The organism is Streptomyces gamaensis, from assembly GCF_042656465.1.
Lineage (GTDB): Bacteria > Actinomycetota > Actinomycetes > Streptomycetales > Streptomycetaceae > Streptomyces > Streptomyces gamaensis.
Genome location: NZ_JBHSPB010000025.1, coordinates 1 through 19,913, shown reverse-complemented (window position 1 = coordinate 19,913; position 19,913 = coordinate 1). Strand labels below are relative to the sequence as shown.

Annotated in this window: 17 protein-coding genes and 1 tRNA gene; 14 read left to right on the top strand and 4 right to left on the bottom strand. The window is 71.4% G+C overall.

Annotation, left to right across the window (positions count from 1 at the left end; genetic code table 11):
• Positions 1-79 precede the first annotated feature (79 nt).
• A complete protein-coding gene (locus ACFP1Z_RS29035) occupies positions 80-901 on the bottom strand; it encodes a DeoR/GlpR family DNA-binding transcription regulator (protein ID WP_390320658.1) in 822 nt (273 codons plus the stop codon).
• Positions 902-1,029: 128 nt separating this feature from the next.
• Here ACFP1Z_RS29035 and ACFP1Z_RS29030 point away from each other — a divergent pair, with 128 nt between their 5' ends.
• The 4 genes from ACFP1Z_RS29030 to ACFP1Z_RS29015 all read left to right on the top strand — a co-directional run bounded on the left by ACFP1Z_RS29030 (position 1,030) and on the right by ACFP1Z_RS29015 (position 5,974).
• Positions 1,030-2,637 carry an FGGY family carbohydrate kinase gene (locus tag ACFP1Z_RS29030; RefSeq protein ID WP_390320657.1) on the top strand — a complete coding sequence of 536 codons (1,608 nt, stop codon included), beginning with the start codon at positions 1,030-1,032 and terminating at the stop codon, positions 2,635-2,637.
• Complete coding sequence (locus ACFP1Z_RS29025) at positions 2,630-4,111, top strand: FGGY-family carbohydrate kinase (protein ID WP_390320656.1); 1,482 nt, start codon at positions 2,630-2,632, stop codon at positions 4,109-4,111. Before ACFP1Z_RS29030 ends, ACFP1Z_RS29025 begins: the two co-directional genes overlap by 8 nt.
• 129 nt (positions 4,112-4,240) lie before the next feature.
• The gene (locus ACFP1Z_RS29020; RefSeq protein WP_390320654.1) at positions 4,241-4,843 is read left to right on the top strand and encodes a histidine phosphatase family protein; all 603 of its coding nucleotides are present in this window, start codon (positions 4,241-4,243) and stop codon (positions 4,841-4,843) included.
• Between the two features lie 36 nt (positions 4,844-4,879).
• Entirely contained in the window at positions 4,880-5,974 is a 1,095-nt protein-coding gene (locus ACFP1Z_RS29015; RefSeq protein ID WP_390320653.1) for a 2-hydroxyacid dehydrogenase, read from the top strand.
• On the opposite strand, the gene ACFP1Z_RS29010 is transcribed toward ACFP1Z_RS29015, so the two are convergent.
• Entirely contained in the window at positions 5,937-7,037 is a 1,101-nt protein-coding gene (locus ACFP1Z_RS29010; RefSeq protein WP_390320652.1) for a cytochrome P450, read from the bottom strand. The genes ACFP1Z_RS29015 and ACFP1Z_RS29010 overlap by 38 nt on opposite strands.
• Before the next feature lie 331 nt (positions 7,038-7,368).
• Between ACFP1Z_RS29010 and ACFP1Z_RS29005 the strand changes: the two genes are divergently transcribed.
• Positions 7,369-7,441 (top strand) — tRNA-Ala (locus ACFP1Z_RS29005).
• Positions 7,442-7,578: 137 nt separating this feature from the next.
• A complete protein-coding gene (locus ACFP1Z_RS29000) occupies positions 7,579-8,925 on the top strand; it encodes a cytochrome P450 (RefSeq protein ID WP_390320651.1) in 1,347 nt (448 codons plus the stop codon).
• Positions 8,926-8,951: 26 nt separating this feature from the next.
• On the opposite strand, the gene ACFP1Z_RS28995 is transcribed toward ACFP1Z_RS29000, so the two are convergent.
• Positions 8,952-10,706: a fatty acyl-AMP ligase gene (locus ACFP1Z_RS28995; RefSeq protein ID WP_390320650.1), complete on the bottom strand. Its 1,755-nt coding sequence runs from the start codon at positions 10,704-10,706 to the stop codon at positions 8,952-8,954.
• 246 nt (positions 10,707-10,952) lie between these two features.
• Here ACFP1Z_RS28995 and ACFP1Z_RS28990 point away from each other — a divergent pair, with 246 nt between their 5' ends.
• From ACFP1Z_RS28990 to ACFP1Z_RS28980, 3 genes are all read left to right on the top strand, one after another.
• Positions 10,953-11,768 (top strand): hypothetical protein, encoded by an 816-nt coding sequence (locus ACFP1Z_RS28990; RefSeq protein ID WP_390320649.1) that lies wholly within the window; start codon positions 10,953-10,955, stop codon positions 11,766-11,768.
• An 87-nt stretch (positions 11,769-11,855) separates the two neighbouring features.
• A complete protein-coding gene (locus tag ACFP1Z_RS28985) occupies positions 11,856-12,224 on the top strand; it encodes a PadR family transcriptional regulator (protein WP_390320648.1) in 369 nt (122 codons plus the stop codon).
• Positions 12,221-13,114 carry a hypothetical protein gene (locus ACFP1Z_RS28980; RefSeq protein WP_390320647.1) on the top strand — a complete coding sequence of 298 codons (894 nt, stop codon included), beginning with the start codon at positions 12,221-12,223 and terminating at the stop codon, positions 13,112-13,114. Before ACFP1Z_RS28985 ends, ACFP1Z_RS28980 begins: the two co-directional genes overlap by 4 nt.
• A 151-nt stretch (positions 13,115-13,265) precedes the next feature.
• Here ACFP1Z_RS28980 and ACFP1Z_RS28975 read toward each other — a convergent pair whose 3' ends face one another.
• Complete coding sequence (locus tag ACFP1Z_RS28975; RefSeq protein WP_390320646.1) at positions 13,266-13,745, bottom strand: hypothetical protein; 480 nt, start codon at positions 13,743-13,745, stop codon at positions 13,266-13,268.
• Positions 13,746-14,115: 370 nt separating this feature from the next.
• On the opposite strand from ACFP1Z_RS28975, the gene ACFP1Z_RS28970 reads away from it, so the two are divergent.
• The 5 genes from ACFP1Z_RS28970 to ACFP1Z_RS28950 all read left to right on the top strand — a co-directional run bounded on the left by ACFP1Z_RS28970 (position 14,116) and on the right by ACFP1Z_RS28950 (position 18,295).
• Entirely contained in the window at positions 14,116-14,604 is a 489-nt protein-coding gene (locus ACFP1Z_RS28970; RefSeq protein WP_390320644.1) for a hypothetical protein, read from the top strand.
• A gap of 160 nt (positions 14,605-14,764) precedes the next feature.
• Positions 14,765-15,112 (top strand): hypothetical protein, encoded by a 348-nt coding sequence (locus tag ACFP1Z_RS28965; protein ID WP_390320643.1) that lies wholly within the window; start codon positions 14,765-14,767, stop codon positions 15,110-15,112.
• Complete coding sequence (locus tag ACFP1Z_RS28960; protein ID WP_390320642.1) at positions 15,112-16,269, top strand: MAB_1171c family putative transporter; 1,158 nt, start codon at positions 15,112-15,114, stop codon at positions 16,267-16,269. Before ACFP1Z_RS28965 ends, ACFP1Z_RS28960 begins: the two co-directional genes overlap by 1 nt.
• A complete protein-coding gene (locus tag ACFP1Z_RS28955) occupies positions 16,244-17,428 on the top strand; it encodes an amidohydrolase family protein (protein WP_390320641.1) in 1,185 nt (394 codons plus the stop codon). The genes ACFP1Z_RS28960 and ACFP1Z_RS28955 overlap by 26 nt, the downstream gene beginning before the upstream one ends.
• A 381-nt stretch (positions 17,429-17,809) precedes the next feature.
• Positions 17,810-18,295 carry a hypothetical protein gene (locus tag ACFP1Z_RS28950; RefSeq protein WP_390320639.1) on the top strand — a complete coding sequence of 162 codons (486 nt, stop codon included), beginning with the start codon at positions 17,810-17,812 and terminating at the stop codon, positions 18,293-18,295.
• The last annotated feature ends 1,618 nt before the right edge of the window (positions 18,296-19,913 follow it).

Below are 19,913 nucleotides of genomic sequence, written 5' to 3'. Positions count from 1 at the left end.
GGCCCGGCGGAGGATACGGCTCTCGTTTTCGCGGGCCGGAGAGCGGTCGCCGGTCGGCGGGAGAGGCGGACGCCGAAGGTCAGCGCCGCACCGTACGGACCGCCACCCCCAGCTCCCGCACGCGCCGCACCTCCTCCTGCGGCAGCCCGTCGTCCACGAGCACCACGTCGAAACGGGTCAGCGGGGCGAGCGCATACAGGCCCTGGCGGCTGAACTTGGTGTGGTCGACCAGGAGCACACGCCGGGCGGCACACTCCATCAGCGCCCGTTTGACCTGCACGGTCTCCTCCGACTGGTGATAGCAACCACCGCCCGTCACCGCCGTCGTCGACATGAACAGCACGTCCGCGCGGAACGAACGCGCCGCCTGCGCGGTGTGCAGTCCGAGGAAGGCGTCGTACGCCGGGAAGTACGAACCGCCCAGCGCGATCAGGCCGACGCCCGGAACCCCGGTGAGCATCTTGATCACCGGAAGGAAGTTGCTGATCACGGTGAGCGGGGCGCGGTCGGACAGCCGCTGCGCCAGGTACAGGCACGTGGTGCTGTCGTCGAGCACGACCGTCTGCCCCGGGACGAGCAACTCCCGTGCGGCGGCGGCCAGCCGGCGCTTGGTGCCGGCCATCGAGGCCATGCGCTGGTCGAGGTCCCCGTGGAAGAGCGCCGAGGGCAGTGCCGTCGCCCCGCCCCGCACCTTGCGCAGCCAGCCCTGCGCCTGCAGCGCGTCCAGGTCGCGGTGGACGGTCATCAGGCTCACCGAGAACTCCTCGGCCAGCGCGCGCGTGCCGACGAAACCCTCGCCGGCGACGCGCTCACGGACCCGCCGGCGCCTCTCGCGCCGCGCGTCGGAAGGCGCCGGAGCGCCGTCCGCTTCCGCCCGCGCGGCCTGTGCTGCGGTTGCCATGCCTGTGATGGTCACAGACACATCACACAGCACGCAACAGCAAGTCCAGGGAGAACCAGCCCCGTTGGCGCGGCCGCCGGTGCGGATCACAGGGCGCCGCGCACGGCCCGCGAGGGATTCCGGACAGCGTGTTGACGCCCCGTCAGACAGCGGATTGCATCGAGCGCACCGACCCCACCGCCCTCGGCCCCCGGGAGGACACGATGGCCGCGCTGGCCCTGGACATCGGCACCTCGGTGATCAAGGCCGTCGTCCTCTCCGACGAAGGCGAGGAAACGGCCGTGGCCCGCGCCACCACCACCGTGCTCCACCCGCGGCCCGGCCGGGCCGAACAGGACATGGACGCCCTGTGGGACGCCGTCGTCGTGGCCGTCCGCGCGGCCCTGACACAGGCCCGCAGCGCCCCGCGCTTCGTGTCCGTCACGGCCCAGGGCGACGGATGCTGGCTCGTCGACGGCCAGGGCCGCCCCACCGGACCGGCCGTACTGTGGTCGGACGCCCGCGCGGCGGACCTCGTCGAGGAATGGCGGGCGGCGGGCGTACTGGACGAGGCGTTCCGCCGCACCGGCTCGCTCCCCTTCCCGGGACTGCCCACCGCCGTACTCGGCTGGCTCGCCCGCCACGACCCCGAACGGCTCGCACGCTCCGCCACCGCGCTGACCTGCGGCGGCTGGCTGTTCCTGCGACTGACCGGCCGACCCGGCATCGACACCTCCGACGCCTCGGCCCCCTACCTCGACGCCCGCACCCGCACCCCGGATCCGGACCTGTGGCCGCTGTTCGGGCTGGCAGCGGCACACCGCCTGATGCCACCGCTGCGCGACGACGGCGAACGGACCGCCCCGCTCACCCGCCCGGCCGCCCGCCGACTCGGCCTGCCCGAAGGACTTCCCGTCGTGATGGCCCCCTACGACGTGGTCTGCACGGCCCTCGGCGTCGGCGCCGTGGAACCCGGGCAGGCGTGCACCGTACTCGGCACCACCCTGTGCACCGCCGTGGTGCGTACGGAACCCGACACCGGCGGCGAACCGCGCGGACTCACCCTCGCCCACGGCCCCGACGGCCGCGTCCTGCGCGCCTTCCCCACCCTCGCCGGCACCGAAGTCCTCACCTGGGCCGGCCGACTCCTCGGCACCGGCGCCCCGGCACGCCTCGCCGAACTCGCCGCCCAGGCACCGCCCGGCGCCGGCGGCATCGTCTTCCTGCCCTACCTCTCCCCGGCCGGGGAACGCGCCCCCTTCCTCGACCCCTACGCCCGGGGCACCTTCTGGGGACTGTCACTGGAACACGGCCGGGCCGACATCGCCCGCGCCGTATTCGAAGGACTGAGCCTCGTCGTCCGCGACTGCCTCACCGCACCCGGCACCGCCGCCGGCGAACTGCGCCTGAGCGGCGGCGGAGCACAGAGCGAGCTGTGGTGCCGACTCATCGCCGACGTCACCGGCCTGCCCGTGCTCCGCGCCGCCGGCACCGAACACGGCGCCAAAGGCGCCTTCCTGACCGGGCTCGTGGCCACCGGCGCCGAACCCGACCTGCGCACCGCCGCCGCACGGTACGTACACCCGCGCACCACCCGCGCCCCCGACCCCGCCATGACCGCCTTCTACTCCGCCCTCCACGACGACTTCCTCGCCCTGCGCGCACTGGCCGCCGCCGGCGGGCACCGGCTCGCCGCCGCCCGCGCCCGCACCCCCGGCGACACGACCCTGCTGAGCACCGGAGGCGACCGTGCCTGACCGCGACCTCTGGCTCGGCATCGACGTGGGCACACAGAGCGCCCGCGCGGTCGCCGTCGACAGCACCGGACACGTCCACGGCTCGGGCACCCACCCGCTGACCGGACACCGCGCCGGCAACCGCCACGAACAGGACCCCGAGCAGTGGTGGACCGCCACCGCCCACGCCTGCCGCGCCGCCCTCACCGGCCTCGACACCACCCGGATCCGGGCCCTCGCCGTCGACGGCACCTCCGGCACCGTCCTGCTCACCGACCGCCGGGGCCGCCCCCTCACCCCCGGCCTGATGTACGACGACGGCCGCGCCACCGCCGAAGCCGACCGGGCCAACGCACTCGGCGCACCCCTGTGGCAGGAGCTCGGCTACCAACGGATGCAGCCCTCATGGGCGTTGCCCAAACTGCTGTGGCTCCTCGACCGGCACCGCGACGCCGTCGCCCACGACGACGCCCGGCTGTGCCACCAACCCGACCTGATCTGCCGCCGCCTGGCCGGACACCCCCTGCCGACCGACACCAGCCACGCCCTCAAGAGCGGCTACCACCTGCTCGCCGACCGCTGGCCCGAGGACACCCTCACCGCGCTCGGCGTCCCCGCGGCCGTCCTGCCCGACGTCGTCCGCCCCGGCACCGTCACCGGCACCGTGTGCGCCCGGGCCGCCGTCACCACCGGCATCCCCGAGGGCACCCCCGTCGTCGCGGGCATGACCGACGGCTGCGCGGCCCGGCTCGGCGCCGGCGCCCTCGAACCCGGAGCGTGGAACGCCGTCCTCGGCACCACCCTCGTCCTCAAGGGCGTCAGCCACGGCCTCGTCCACGACCCCACCGGCGCCCTGTACTGCCACCGCGGCCCGGACGGCCTCTGGCTGCCGGGCGGCGCCTCCAGCAGCGGCGCCGGCGTCCTCGCCCACCGCTTCCCCGGCGCCGACCTCGACAGACTCACGGCCCACGCCGTACGGCGCCGGCCACGGGCCGTGGCCTACCCGCTGGTCTCCGCGGCAGGCGAGCGCTTCCCCTTCCGCGCCCCCGACGCCCGGCCCTTCGTCCTGGGCGACACGGCCGACGACACCGACCTCTTCCTCGCCCAACTCCTCGGCGTCGCCTGCCTGGAGAGACTCTGCCTCGACCACCTCGACCTGCTGGGCGCCCCCGCCGACGGCCCCTACACCCTCACCGGAGGCGGAGCCCGCAACCCCGCCTGGTGCCGGCTGCGCGCCGACGTCCTCGGCCGCCCCGTCCGCCTGCCCCAACACACCGAAGCCGCCCACGGGAGCGCCGTCCTCGCCGCGACCGCCCACGGACAACCCCTCGCCGAGGCCGCACGCACCATGGCCCGCACCCGCCAGGACCTCGCACCCGACCCCACGGCCACCGCCCGCCACACCGAGCACTACCTCCGCCTCGTCGACGCACTCGCCCGACACGGCTGGCTCGGCCGCACCCTCGCGGACCACGCACACCGCAGAGCCGCATGACCCGTCCCCGCGTGCGACGGCCCGACCCCACCCCCGGCGGCGCAGAGGGACACCGCCCCACGATCCGCCCCGCCCCAGGCCCCGGCCCCACCCGGCCCCCGCCGACCACACGCGCAGGAGAACCACCGCATGACCCGACTCGTCCTCGTACGCCATGGGGAGACCCCCTGGCACGCCGACAACCGCTACACCGGCAGCAGCGACCTGCCCCTCACCCCCCGCGGCCGCGCCCAGGCCGCACGGCTCGCCCACTGGGCGCGCGACGCGGGCCTCACCGCCCTGTGGACCTCGCCCCTGACCCGCGCCCGCGCCACCGCCGCCCCCGTCGCGCACGCCACCGGACTGCGCCCCCGCCACGACGAGCGGCTGCGCGAACTGCACTTCGGCCGCGCGGAAGGACTCACGGCGGCCGAGATGGCCGCCACGTTCCCCGCCCGCCTGGCGGCCTTCCACGCCGACCCCGCCGCCAACCCGCTGCCCGGCGGCGAGGACCCGTACAAGGCCGCCCACCGCGCCGTCACCTGCCTCGGCGACATCGCCGACGCCCACCCCGGCGGCCGCGTCCTGGTGGTCACCCACGCGACCCTGCTGCGCCTGGTCCTGTGCCACTGGCTCTCGCTCCCGCTGGGCGACTACCGCCGCGTCTTCCCCGGCGTGGACAACGCGACCCTGACCGAGGTGCGGCTGGCCGACGGCAGGGCGGCCCTGCTGCGCCTCAACAGCCGCCTGTGAAAACGCCGTTGACGCCGACCGCCCGAGGAGACCGCCATGCCCGCCACCGTCCTCGCCGCAGGCGACCACTTCGTCCTGCCCGGCCTGCTCGCCGACGCCGTCCGCGCCGAAGCCCCGAAGACCGCGCTCACTGTCCGCGAACTGCTGCTGCCCTGGCCGCACGTGCCCTTCGGCCCCGTCGCCGAAGTGGCCGAGGCATCGGGCAGCGAGGACGAGATCGTCCACGCCCTGCGCGGCGTACGGATCTGCGTGACCCAGATGGCCCCGATCACCCGCCGCGTCCTGGCCGCGTGCCCCGACCTGGAGCTGGTCTGCGTCACCCGCGGCGGCCCCGTCAACGCCAACCTCCGGGCCGCGACCGAGCACGGCGTCGCCGTCTGTCACGCCCCCGGCCGCAACGCGGCCGCCACCGCCGAACACACCCTCGCCCTCATCCTCGCCGCCGCCCGCCGCGTCCCCGAGCTCCACGCCGAACTCCGCCGGGGCCACTGGCGGGGCGACAGCTACACCTACGACAACTGCGGCATCGACATCGACGGCAGCACGGTCGGACTCATCGGCCACGGGGCGATCGGCAGCAGAGTCGTCCGCGCGCTGACCGCGCTGGGCGCCCGCGTCCTGGTCCACGACCCCTACGTCCCGCAGGCGGCCCTCGCGGGCCTGGCCGAACAGACCTCCCTGGACGACCTGCTGGCCCGCTCCCGCATCGTCACCCTGCACGCCCGCCTGACCCCGCAGACCCGCGGCATGATCGGCCGCCGCGAGATCGCCGCGATGCGGCCCGGGTCCCTGCTCGTCAACTGCGCCCGCGGCGCCCTCGTCGACTACGAGGCCGTCCGCGAGGCCCTCGCCTCCGGCCACCTGTACGGCGCGGGCTTCGACGTCTATCCCGAGGAACCCCCGGCGCCCGACTCCCCGCTCCTGCGCACTCCCGGCACCGTCCTCACCCCCCACGTCGCCGGCGCCAGCCGCCGGGTCGCGCACAAGGCGGCCGCCATCGCCGCGGCGGAGACCGGCCGCCACCTGCGGGGGGAACCCCTGCGGCACTGCGTCAACCCCGAAGTCACCGCGCCGGGCAGGGCGTTCCGTCCCCTCACCAGCACACGGGCAGCGCGTGGACCCCGTAGGTGACCATCATCTCCCGGGTACCGATCTCCTCCGCCGGGACGGCGAGCCGCAGCCGGGGGAAGCGCCGCAGCAACGACTCGTAGCCGACGGCCAGTTCCAGACGGGCCAGATGGTGGCCCATGCACAGGTGCGGACCGTTGCCGAACGCGAGGTGCCGGGTCGCCCCGCGACGGATGTCGAAGGTGTCGGGATCCTCGAAGCCGAGCGGGTCACGGTTGGCGGCGGGCAGCGACACCGTGACGACCTCGCCCTGACGGATCGCGTGCCCCTCGAACGCGAAGTCCTCGGCGGCCACGCGGATCGGACCGATCTGCACCACGCTGAGATAGCGCAGCAACTCCTCGACGGCGCCGTCCATCAGGGACCAGTCGGCACGCAGGGCGGCCAGTTGGCCAGGGTGGCTCAGCAGCGTGTACGTGCCGAGTGCCAGCATGTTGGTGGTGGTCTCCAGCCCGGCGATGAGCAGCATGAGCGTGATGCCGAGCAGTTCCTCGTCGGTCAGGGCCGTCTCGACGGTCAGCCGCCCGAGGATGTCCGGGCCCGGGTCGCTGCGTGCGGCCGCGATCAGGGCGTGCAGCATGCCGCCGAGATCCGTCATCGACCGCTGCATCTCCTCCCCGCTGCTGGAGAGACTGAAGAGCACCTCGACGTGATGCCCGAACCGTGCGCGGTCCTCCTCCGGCAGCCCGAGCAGTTCCGACGTCACCAGCGTGGGCAGCGGCTTGGCGAAGGCCTGCACCAGGTCGACGGGGCCGCCCGCCCCCTCCATGCCGTCCAGCAGCCGGTCCGTCATCTCCTGGATCCGCGGCCGCAGTTCCCGTACCCGCCGGACGGTGAAGTGCTTGCTCAGCAGGCGGCGGTAGCGGGTGTGCTCGGGCGGATCCGTGTTCACGAACATGCCCGGAGGCAGGACGTCGGTGCTCAGCACGGAACCGGGCAGCTTCACCGGAGAGCGCTTCCCGGCCGGCAGCGAACTGAACCGGGTGTCGCCCAGCACGGCCCGCGCGGTCTCCAGACCGGTGACCAGCCGGCCGACGTGTCCGTCGGGATACCGCAGCGGAGTCATGGGACATTCCTCGCGCGCCTCCGTGAACGGGGCGGGCGGGTCGAAGGGGCAGCCCGAGGGACGTGCCGTGGGGAAGGGACGGGGTAAGTGCTGTTCGGCTTCTCGTGCTTGCGTCATGAGTGGCGACACCTCTTCATCGGGGGCAGCGCGGGAAAGGGCAGTGCGGGAAAAGGCTTGCAGCAGCCCACCACTCTTCCACGGCCGCACCTGGGGTTCTCCCCAGTGATGCGGATCACCGGCCTCCGCTGCCGCCGGAAGCGATTTGGTGAAGCACGGCGGCGGTCATGTAATCTTTTGCCTGTCGCCGGGAGAAACCCGGGGACAGGGATACGGGGCTATAGCTCAGTTGGTAGAGCGCCTGCATGGCATGCAGGAGGTCAGGAGTTCAATTCTCCTTAGCTCCACTGGAGATCGAGGGCCGCTTCTTCCGGAAGCGGCCCTCGACCCATTGCCGGGAACGTTCTGCGAAAGGCCCTGACTCGGGCGCCGATCAGGGAGACAGTGGTCTCCCACAAGCCGAGCGCACTGCGGAGGACCGGCCATGGACATCCCCGGCCCCGAGCCCTGTACGGACGGCGGAGCCGGCGCCGTCGCGGCAGCGGGCGGGCTGCACACCTACCAGTTACGGCTGCACGCCGAGTACGGACCCGTCGTACGGTTCCAGCTCCCGGGCGCGGAAACGGCCGTATCGATCGCCGACCCCGTGCTGCTGGAGGCCACGGCCCGGATCGACAAACGGCCGGAGCCGCTCTTCGCGTTCCTCTCCCCGCTGTTCGAGACGGGGAACCTCCAGGTGATGCCCGCCGACGAACACACCCCGTGGCGCCGCCTGCTGCTGTCGGTACTGGCCGGACGGCCGTCCCACGAACGGCACTTCGCGCGGCTGACCGAACTCGTGACAGCGCTCGCGGACCGCTGGGCGGAGCGGGCCGGCCGCGAACCCGTCGAACTGCAGAAGGACCTCACCGCGCTGTCGCTGCGGATGATCTGCGCGTACGCGCTCGGAGGCGACACCGAGGACCCGGAGCGGATCGTCGCCGCGTTCGAGGCGGTGCTCACCGAACACCTGGGGCGGCTCTACCAAGTGCCGTCCCAGGACGGGCAGGAGGAGCGGAGCAGGCGGGCGGAGGAGGCTCTCGCCTCCTTGCGCGCGGCGGTCGGCCAGGTCGTCGCGGCGCACCGCTGCGGAAGCCGCACGGACGCCGGCGATCTGATCGGGGCCCTCGTCGAGGCCGGAGAGCGGCCCGCGCGGATCCGCGACACCGTCATGGTGGCGATGCTGGCCGCCCACCACACCACCGGCGTGGCCGTCTCCTGGACCCTGCACCTGCTGGGCCGGCATCCGCGGGCGGCCGCACGCGTCGCCGAGGAACTGGACCGCGTGCTCGGGGACCGCGCGGCACCCGAGTACGCCGACCTGCGGCGGCTCACCTATCTCGACGTGGTCCTCAAGGAATCGATGCGGCTCCGGCCGCCTGGCCCGTACGGGGCGCGGGAGACGACGCAGGACCTGGTCCTGGGCGACTACGAGATCCCGGCCGGTACCACGGTCTTCTACCCGTTCTGGGCCGTGCACATGAACCCCGACCACTGGCCCGACCCCGAGAAGTTCGAGCCCGAACGCTTCACCCCGCACGAGGTGGCCAAGCGGCCGCGGCTCGCCTACATCCCCTTCGGACTCGGGCCGCGCAGCTGCGAGGGCGCCGCCCTGGCCATGGTCGAGGCCGCACTCGTCCTGGCCGTCCTGCTCAAGCGCTTCCGGTTCGAGCCCGTACCGGGCCACGAGGTGACCCCGGTCGAACGCTTCGTGCTCTGGGCCGCGGACGACATCCGCATGACCGTGAGCCCGCGCAAGGGCTCCTCCGGGAGAACCCGGAGGAGCCCTTGAGACACCTCACGAACACCTGACGTACGTCACCGCACCGTGGCCACCGGCGCCAGCTCACCGTCGAGGTAGAGCGCGCGGCACGCGCGGCGCTGGACCTTGCCGCTGGTGGTACGGGGCAGGGAACCGCGGCGGATGACGAGCACCTCGTCGGCCTTGAGCCTCTGCCGGTCGTCGACCGCCAGCCGCACGGCCTCGCGCAGCCGCTCCGCACCCGTGTCCCGCAGGACCCGCCCGTCCGCCTCCACGACGATCACGAGCCGTTCCGTGGCACCGTCGTCCACGGAGAACGCCGCGGCACAGTTGGGGTGCAGTCCGGGAGCCGAGTCCTCCGCCGACAACTCGATGTCCTGGGGATAGAAGTTGCGGCCGTTGCGGATGATGATGTCCTTCGACCGGCCCGCCACGAACAGCTCGTCGTCGTGGAAGAAGCCGAGGTCACCGGTGCGCAGGAAGTCGGGGCCGTCGGGCTGTCCGGCGAGGCGCGCCCCGAACGTCTCCCGCGTCTCCTGCGGACGCCCGCGGTATCCGCGGGCGACACACGGACCGCTGACCCAGATCTCGCCGATCCGGCCGGGCGCGAGGGGCGTACGGGCGTCGGGGTCGACCACGACGACGCGCGTGGCGTGCGAGGGGACCCCCGAGCCGACGAGCGGCTGGACGCCCTCGTCCGCCGCGTCGCGCAGTTCGAGCCGCCCGTCCAGCAGCGCGGCGGACGAGGCCCACACCACCGTCGGCTTCCGGTCCGGGGTACCGGCGGTGGTCTTGAGCGTGTTCTCGGCCAGCCCGTACCCGGGCGTCATGGCCTCCGGCGCGAACCCCGCGCCGGCGAACGTCTCGCTGAACTCCTGGACGGCCCGCAGGCGTACGGGCTCGGCACCGTTGACCGCCACGCGCCACGACGACAGGTCGATCCCGGCCCGGGTGTCCTCGTCCGCCTCCTCCCAGGCCTTCACGCACAGTTCGTAGGCGAAGCTGGGCGCGGCGGCGTGCGTGCCGCGGAACCGGGATATCGCCTTCAGCCAGCGGAGCGGCCGGCGGACGAACGCGGCGGGCTCCATCACGTACGCGGGGATCCCCGAGCAGACGGGGAACAGCGCCCCGAAGAGCATGCCCATGTCGTGGAAGAGCGGGAGCCAGGAGACGACGACGCCGTCGGGCCCGGTGGGCCAGGCATCCTCCATCTCGGCGACGTTCGCGAGGAAGTTGGCGTGCGAGACCATCACCCCCTTGGGGTCGCCGGTGGAGCCGGAGGTGTACTGCAGCAGCGCGATGTCCTCGGGCGCCGGCGCGGGACCGTCCCACCCGGCGGCGGGGGGCAGGGACCCGGCGTCGACGAGCCGCAGGCCGTTCTGCTCCAGCACAGGGCCGAACTGCCGCTCCAGGTCCTGCTTGACGGCACGGGTGGTCAGGACGACATCGGTCCCCGCGTCGTCGGCGATGCGGCGCAGCCGCTCCAGACCGCGCTGCCGGGTGGGCACCTGCACGGGGGCGGCGGCCACCCGGGCGTACATGCAGCCCAGGAGCGAGCGGACGAACTCCGGCCCCGTCGGGCACACGAGCAGGGCGCTGTCGCCGCCGCGCAGCCCGGCGGCCTGAAGGGCCGCGGCTCTGGAGCGCGCGTCCTCCTCCAACTGCCGGTAGGTGAGCGGATCCTGCGGGGTCTCGCCGTCGCGCAGGAACACGTGGCAGATCTCGTCGGGCTGCTTGACGCTGCGCAGCCCGAGGGCCTCGGTCACGGTGCCGACGACGGCCGCCGTGCTCGTGGGACGGGTACGGGACATGGGGGTGGGTCCTCTCTTCAGCCGTAGCGGGGGCGGGGTGCCGGCGTCCGGCTCCCGCGGCTCCACGCGGATAGGACCCCCGGGAGCGGCGAAAACACGGGAAAAGGTGGGAACGGTTCAGAACCGTTCCACAACTGCCCCTAAGGTTCTCCTTAGTGATCTGGCTCACCGGCTTCCGCGGTACGCGGACGCGCGCGGATCACGGCCGCGCTGCGACAACTGCAGGGCGGGGCACGGACCTTGCATGTGCGCGCGTACCAGCCGTACGCCAAGGACGCGCCGGACGCGGCCTTCACCCCGGCGGAGCCCACGCGCTACCTTGGCGAGGGCCGCAAGCTCGACCTCGTACTGCAGTTCCGTGAGCCGTCCGGGGAGGTCGACGGCTGGCTGGAGTTCGTGCGGAAGACCGTACGGGACCAGGGAGCGCGGATCGCCACGCTGCAGATCTGCGAGGAGCCCAACGCCGACCTCCCCGTCCTCGACGGCAGCACGCCGAACGTCCTGCAGGCCCTGGTACGGGGCGTGACCGCGGCCAAGGAGGAGGCACGCTCCTGCGGCCACGACGTGGCCGTCGGCTTCAACGCCGTACCGGCCTTCGACGCCGGCAGCACGTTCTGGCGCGAGCTGGGCGCGCTCGCCGACGACCGGTTCCACGAGGCGCTGGACTACGTGGGGCTGGACTTCTTCCCCGACGTCTTCCGGCCCGTGGCCGCCGGCCAACTGCCCGACGCCGTACGCGCGGTGCTGCGGCAGTTCCGCGACGTGAGCCTTCCGCAGGCCGGGATCGGCACGTCGGTCCCCGTCCGCGTCTGCGAGAACGGCTGGCCCACCGGTCCGGACCGGAGCGAGGAGCGGCAGGCCGAGGTCGTCGAGGACGTCGTCCGTACCGTCGCCGCGCTGCGGGACGAACTGGCCGTCTCCGGCTACTCGTTCTTCGACCTGCGCGACGCGGACTCGGCCGGCACCGGACTCTTCGACCGCTTCGGCCTCCTCCGCGACGACTGCACGCCCAAACCGGCCTTCGAGACCTACCGGCGGCTGATCCAGGAACTGACCGTCTGAGCGAGGACGGGCCCGGCGCGCTCCCCGCACAGCCGGAGAGTATTCCGGCGCTCGCCATATGCCGATGATCGACCTATGATGCCGATCATGACTGACCGACCTCTCCAGGAGCCCACCCTGCTGCTCCTGACCGCCCTGGCCGACGAACCGCGCCACGGCTACGCGATCGTCCAGGAAGTGCTCACCATCTCCGGCGGCCGGGTGCGGCTGCGCACCGGCACCCTGTACGCCGCCCTCGACCGGCTCGTGCAGGAGGGACTGATCGAGGTGCACCGCGAGGAGATCGTCGACGGACGACTGCGCCGCAGCTACGCCCTCACCGGCGACGGACGGGTACGGCTCGCCGCCGAGGCCGAACGGCTCCTCGCCACCGCGAAGGAGGCCGAACGCCGCCTGCGCGCCCGGCCCGTGCTCCGCTCCCTCGGCGCACCGGCCCCGAAGGGGGCCACCGCATGAGCCGCACGCCGTGGACGCTGGCCCTCTACCCGCGCGCGTACCGCCGCGCACACGGCGACGAGATCGCCGCCCACTACGCCGAGTCCACCGCCGGCGCCTCACGGACCGAGCGCCGGCGCGAGGCGGCCGACGTCGCCGGGCACGCCCTGCGCGTACGACTGCGGCTCACCTCGGGGGACCCGCTGGGCCGGGCCCTGGCCGTGGCCGCGCCGTACGCGGTGACCGGGGCCGCCGCCTACGCCCTGGTGGTCTTCGCGCAAATGGTGATGCGCGTCGTCTGGTTCCGCAACCCGATGTTCCTGCCGGACGGCCTCTCCCTCGGCCTGATCACGGCGGCCGACCTGATCCTCATCGGGGCGGGTGCCGCCGTGCTCGGCGGACGCTGGCGCGCCGCACGCCGGCTGACCCTGCTCGGCACCGCCGCCATCGCCGTTCAGCAGGCCGCCACCGGCGTGTACGTCCTCGACGGGCCGAGCCGACTGCTGTCCCTCGCCCTGTCCTTGGTGCTGGTGCTGGGCTGTCCGCCCGACATCCCGCCGGTCGGCCGCCCGATCCGCAGGGCGGCGGGCGTCTTCGCCGCCGTGACCTCCCTGCTGCTGCTCGTGCCGGTGCTCGGCGGCGGGTTCGTGCTGTTCGTCAGCGTCATCGCCTCGGTGGTGCCGGTCCTCGCCCTGTCCGTCGTCCTCGCGGTCGCCGGCCCGCGCTCGGCCGCGCCCGGCGCGTACGCGGCAGGCATCGGCCTCGCGGTGCTGCCCTGGCTCACGTACGTCGTCCAGATGCTGCGATGGGAACCGGAGATCACGGGCGTTCTTGTGGCGCTGCCGGCGGCGGGGGCCGCGGTGGCGTGGGCACGCGTCCGTCTCGCGCGACCCGCCGGCGCCGGCGGGTGACCGCTCTCCCGACATCCTGTCGACCGGGCGGCCGTCGTAGCACGGCCGCTCCGGCACGGCGCTCATCTTCCGGCGTTCTCAGGCGAGTCGGTCGGACGGGCACGCGCCCGGCAGCGGGCGGCCCGTCCTCGGGGAGAGGCCGGACAGGACGTCAGTGATTCGTCCCGGTGGCCCAGATCGCCTGGCTGCCGTCGTAGATCACGACATTGCCGTCGTCCTGCACGGCCAGGCGGGAGCCCGGGTGTCCGGCGGTGCCGGAGGCCCACACCGCGTGGCCCGAGCGGGTGTAGACGACGAAGTTGCCGTCCTCCTGGAAACGTGCCGTCCAGCCCTGCCCGACGGTGTTGGAGGCCCACAGGGCCTTGCCGAACTCGTCGTAGATGACGAGATTGCCGTCGGACTGCATGATCAGCCGGGCCGTGTCGGAGTTCAGCGACTCGTTGGGGTTCAGCACGAACGGCGCGTTGCGTATCTGGGTCGACTGGACGCCCGGTTTCGCCGCGTGGACCGTGGCCGACGCGGGGGAGCGGTGCGGGGCGGCCGCGGTGGCCTGGCCCGCGAGGGTGACCGCGGCGAGGGCGGAGGTCGCGAGCAGGACGGCGGCTCTCTTGCGCACCGATCTCTTTCTCACTGGGGACTCCTTCGTCCGGTAGTGCACCGTGCGCTGCCCGATCGGGCAGCACTCCAGGACTCTGTCAGCGCGGCCTCCCGAAAACATGCGTTCGGCATAGTCCTGGCGCGTTCATGCCTGCCTTTGGCCGGAAGACCGGTCCTGGTCCCCGGGCCGGCAGAGCCGCACCGGCGAGCCGTAGGCGGACGATGCCCTTCTCAACTGCTCGGAGCCCCCGCCGTGTTGCCAGGCGGCGGGGGTCCCCGGCCGGCTTCTGCCCGGCGTTCCCCTGCGGCGTCGCGGGAGCCGGCCGATCTTACGACGGTGTCCAATCAGGCCATACAGTGAGCCAATACAGAAGACACGGGAGGACCGATCAGGGAGCGTGGAGATGACAACGAGTGCTGGCCAGGGCCGTGCGGGGTCGCTGGCCGAGCGGTTGAACACGTTGTTCGCGACGGTGAGATGGTCCGATGCCCATGGCCGTCAGCGGGAGTACTCGACCGCTGAAGTGGCCAAGGCCGTCACCGCGGACCCGGCGCACCCGGCAACTCTGTCACGGAGTTACCTGGCCATGCTGCGCAACGGATCACACACGAACCCGACGCTGAACGTGCTTGAGGGTATTGCGAAGTTCTTCGACGACCACCGCGAACCGGGATCACCTCCGATCACGGTCCATCACCTGGTGGCGCAGGAGGACCCTGAGGATGAAATGTTGCGGGAGCGGCTTGCCAGTGGGCAGGTACGGATGATTGCGATGCGGGCGGGCGCGATGACGCCGACCATGCGCGAGCAGCTGATCAAGATGATCGAGGTACTCGATCACGGCAAGGTGTCGGAAGCCGAATCAGAGAGAGAACACCGTGGCCGTACGTGAGCGTGAGCTCCGCCGATACTGCAGACGACTGCTGCGTCAGCTCGATATTCAACCCCCGCTGCGCGTGGATGAATTGTGCCGCAGGCTGGGCGAGCACCGGGGAAAACCGATCAGATTGATACCCTGGGCATTGCCGATACCCGGTCCGTTCGGAGTCTGGATGTCCCGGTCCGACGAGGAGTGCATCTTTTATCAGGAGGAAACCACCCGGGTGCACCAGGACCACATCATCCTGCACGAGATCGGCCACATACTCGCCGACCACCGAAATGAGGAGGAGTTCGGGGAGGCGGACCCCGGCCCCGGCTCAAAAGACCCCAACGGATTCATCACACGAGGGTTCCGCCGTACCTGCTACACCGAGGACTACGAACGCGAGGCCGAGCTCGTCGCGACGACCATCCAAGAGTGGGCGGTGGTCATCGACTACATCACCCCCAGGGCCCCCGAGAACTCCGAACTCGACCCCCTGCGGTCCGCTCTGAACCCCCGCTGGGGGTGGACGTGATGTTCCAGGAACCAGTCATCGCGATGCTGATCGTCGGGGCGATATGGAAATCCGTCGACCTGGTGCGCGCCCCGCACGACCGGATGCTGCGCCTCCTGGTCGTCTGCCTGGTCCTGCTGGCCGCCGGTGAGATCCTGAGTTTCCCCGAGGCGAACCGCGCCGTGGACGCGTTCACCGCGGTCGGGGTCGGGAAGATCGTGTTCAACGGGATCTACATGTCCGGTCTGGGCGCGCTCATCCTGTTCTTCGTCTCCGCCACCCGTGGCACGACATCCCGCTATGTGCGGCAGCTGCGCCTGAACGTGGGCCTGCTGGCCGCTGTGCTGACCGTTCTGACGGCGGCCATGCTTGTCACACCCGCCGCCACGCGCGGGCACACACTGAGCACGCCGTACATGGCAGAGCCCGCCATCACTTGCTTCTATGTCGTCGGCAACCTCTACTTCGTCTACGCCTATCTGACGTCCGGGCTGTGGGCAGTGCGCTATGCCCGGAAGGCAACCCGCCACCTGGCTTTCGGTCTCCAGGCCATGGCTTTCGGCCTGTTCGGCTTGACGATCACAGCAGTGAACCGTTTGATCTGGGTATATCTGCGTATCCACGATCCGGGATCGCACCAGGCGTTCAACACCGTGAACTGGTCGATGACCGACGGGGCGCTGGGCGTTGTCCTGCTCGGCGTCGTCTATTCCGCCGGAGCCCAACTCGTCGCACACTCGCGGTCCGTGATGCACCACCGCCGTCTGTACCACGAGCTCGCCCCGCTGTGGACAGCGCTGGCCGCCGCCTACCCGGAACTCGTCCTGCACAGGGAACCCGTTGGCTCCCGGCGGCGTCGCTTCCGGCTTCGCCGGACCCACGCGCGGTTCTATCGCCGGCTCATCGAATGCCGCGACGGACTGGTGCGCCTCAGCCCCTATCTCGCGCAGGTCGCTCCGCAGGCCGACCTGGCCCACTGCCCGCCCGACCAACTGGCCCGGTACATCGCCGCCGCGCTGGCGGTGAAACCGTCCAGCGAGGATCCCGACAGCGGGTTGTCCGCCGCGCGTATCGCCCTGCCTTCCGGCAATGACCTGGAATCCGAAGCACGTGAACTCGTCTCCCTGTCCCGTGCCTACTCGAAAGGCCACCGTGAGCAAGACACTGATTCTCACTGACCGCGCCATCACCGGTCCTGCCACCCAGGTGATCGACGATGCCGCAGTGCTCGTGGACGGCGGCGTGATCGCCGCCGTGGGCCGTGCGGCCGAACTGGACCCGTCGGTGGACATCAGCGTGCCCCGGCTGCGATGCCCTGGTGCGACCGTCATGCCGGGGTTGATCGACTGTCACGTCCACCTCGCTTTCGACGCGGGGCCCGACCCGCTGCGCACAGTGGCCCACGCCGATCCCCACAAGCTCGCCGCCGCCATGGCGGAGCGTGCCCAGCAGATGCTGGCCGCCGGCGTGACCACGGTCCGCGACCTCGGTGACCGCGATGCCCTCACGGTGGCGCTGCGCGAGTCCATCGCATCCGCAACCGTGTCCGGCCCCCGCATTCTCGCCGCGACCACACCGTTGACCTCGCCCGGCGGCCACTGCGGATTCCTCGGCGGCGAAGTCGCCACCGACGACGAGATCCGTACGCAGATAGCGCGGAACGCGAAAGCCGGGGCCGACCTGATCAAGGTGATGGCCTCCGGCGGCGCCCTCACTCCGACCGGCCCGCGCATGTGGGAGCCGCAGTTCACCGCTGACCGACTGCGCGTGGTCGTCGACGAGGCCTCCCGTCACGGTCTGCGGGTGGCCGCACACGCGCACGGCACCGACACCATCGCCGAGTGCGTGGCCGCCGGTGTGCGCACCCTGGAGCACTGTTCCTGGCGCACCGCCGACGGCATCGTCTACGACCGGGCGGTCGCGCGAAGCATCGTCGAGAACGACGTTGCCGTCTGCCGCTGTGTCTCCGGTGACTGGCGCCTGTTCCTGGAGCAGTTGGGCCCGGGCCGGGCGGAGGCCATGACCAAGGTGATCCAGGACATGCGGGCGGACGGGGTCCGGTTCATCGCGGGCACCGACGCCGGCGTTCCCGGCGCCCGCTTCGGCGACTACGCCGGCATGCTCGAATTCTTCGCCTCGCTCGGTTTCACCCATGCCGAGATCCTCGACATGGCGACCGTCGACGCCGCCGAGGCTCTCGGTCTGACGGACACCGGTGCCCTGGCTCCGGGACTGCGCGCCGACCTCATCGTCCTCGACGGCGACCCCCTTTCCGAGCTGGACGCCCTCCGCCGCATCCGGCACGTCTTCGCCGCGGGCCGTCAACTGTCCCTGTGAGCCAGGGCTTTCGCGTTCGCCCCCTGGGCTGAGCTTACGGACATGCCATGAATGGATCCGGTTTGCCGCTGATTGCGGCGTATGCAAAAGCTCCTTGACCTCAGGGTTCATCAGGTGCCAATATCTTGGACACATCGCTCATGAGATGGGCGTGGGGTGTGGGGCGTGCTGGACAGGTGGGAGGGGACGGGGGTCTCTCCCACCGGCCGGGAGCGCTGTCCGCGCAGGGCACCCCGTGGATCGCCGGAGGCGACGCAGAACGCGCTCGTCACCGGCGATTCACCGCACCCACGGTCCACGACCGTGTACCGCCGTGCCGCGCGGCGGAAGTCCGTCTCAGGACTAGGTATTTACCGCCTCGCCGAATGAGACCCTCGGCCGATGAGTCACTGTTCACGTGCTTGGTTACGCCGACACCTCAAGACCCTGGCAGCCCTTGAGCTGTGCAACGTCCCGGTTCAGTTCGTCATCCCCTTCGTGGTGCTCGGCTTCCCGCTGACGCCGCCGAACCTCGTGGGGTTCGCGCTGGTGGCCCTGCTCCTCGTCCAGGGCACCGGATACTGGGTGGCCAAGCGCGTGCAGCTGGCGGGTCCGGGTATCCCGCTCCCCGGCGCCCGGGTCTTCGCGGCCCTGCGTCTGCTCAATGTCCTCCTCCTCGTCTGCGGAGTGCTGTTCGCCCTGTGGGCGGTCGCCGATACCGCCGACGGAGGAAGCATCCCCGGACTGGCCCTCGCCCTGTCCGCGGTGTCGGAGCATGTCAACTACTTCCACGTTCAGCTGAAGTGCGGCAGCACCGAAGACCTCCGCCGCCTGAGGAAGAACGGCCTGCGCAGGGCACACCTCGCCCGTGACCTGGCCCGGGCCTGAAACGGCGCCCTGTGCCCTTGAGATGTTGTCCTTCGCGTCAGGTAGGCGGTGATGTCCGTCGCCGGACGGGCCCTCGGAGGCGAGGAACGCTGCGTTGCCCCAGGCGCCGAGCAGAGTGTTCTGGACGCGGTGGATCGCGGCGAAGTCGCTGCCGTCTGCGGCCATGCCCTCAGGGGAGAGTGTGGTGGGTTTGCCAGGCGTGCAGCTGGTCGGTGAGGGGCGCGGTTTTTGTGCTGTCGGCTGGCAGTGTGGCGTTCAGCTGCGTGTGTGTTTCCTTGAAGGGTTCCTTCGGTAGCCACTGTGCTGTTGTGCCCGGGTACTCCGGGGCGTGTTGTGCTGGCGGTGGTTGTGTTCCGTCCGGCTGCCGGGCTGCCGCGTGTAATGCCTGTACCTGTGCGGCCAGATATCGGGCAGGCTCCGGACCCAACGGCATGTCGTCCAGTAATTCCTCGGCGTCATTGACCAGTTGACTGTACGGGGGCGGTACCTCGTGCCGTATGTGGTCGCTCCATTTCTGTGGTCTCCGGTAGATGAGCACGGTTTCTCCTGTGTCACCGGCTATCCGGCGGTTGATGTGCAATGTCAGCAGCGGATAGCTGTGCAGTCATGTCTGTTCTGTATCGGAGATCGGTACCTCTGCCCCGTTGTGCTGGTTCTGCTGGATACCGAGGGAACGGGCGGTCCACCTGTTGACGTGTCCGCAGTGATCGCCAGCGGGTCGGCGGTCGGCAGGGCTGTGCGGAACTGCTGGCTGGTGATGAGGGGGCTGCGCGCGACCGGCCTGCTTCGTCCGTGAGTGTGCTGATCCGCACGTCGTCCGGCCCAGTCCCACTCCGTGTACAGGGCCATGGAGCCGGGCAGCCGGGAATGGGTGATGCCAAAGGCGAGTTGAGCAGGAGGAGCCGGCCCGACGCTGCTCAATGGTGCTTGATTGTCTACACTGCTTCCTTCGGAAGCACAGACGGCGGGCTCAGTACCGCTGTCCTCCGTTTGTCAGAGGTGTCTCTTTCCAGTCACCCGTAGTGTTCTGATCGGCTGTCACTTGGCTGGAGCGCAGCGGAAGCCACCTGTCCCGAAGAGCAACGGGCACTTCAGGCTTACTTCCCCGCGTAGTTGACCTAATATCAGTGGAGCTATCGGGGGGTGGTGAGCGTAGCGAGCCGCTCCGCTCACGCGGAGCGTGAGTGATGCCAGTCCGCTACGCGGACTCCCTCCAGTCCTGTGTCGCGCTGCGCGCGACAACTCCTCGCGCAGAGAGGAGCATTACTCCTTTCCAGAGCCCGCGCAGCGGGCTCTGGATCCCTTTGTGAGCGTAGCGAGTCCTCCCCGCTGCGCGGAGAGGAAAGAAGCGAGCAAAGCGAGTAGCCCGCGCGAAGCGCGGGCTTTGTACTCCGCGAGCGCAGCGAGCGCTTCCCTTGCTCTCCGCTGCTCTCCGCGCAGCGGAGAGCAAGGGAACCAGTGGAGTATCTCTGCGAGCGAAGCGAGCTCCCCCGCGCAGCGGGGGAAAAGCAGGGAGCGAAGCGAGCTGCTCCGCGCGCAGCGCGGAGACTCCTGCGAGCGAAGCGAGCAGCTTCGCTGCTCCGCGCGCAGCGCGGAGGGCCCCGCTCCGCGGGGGGGG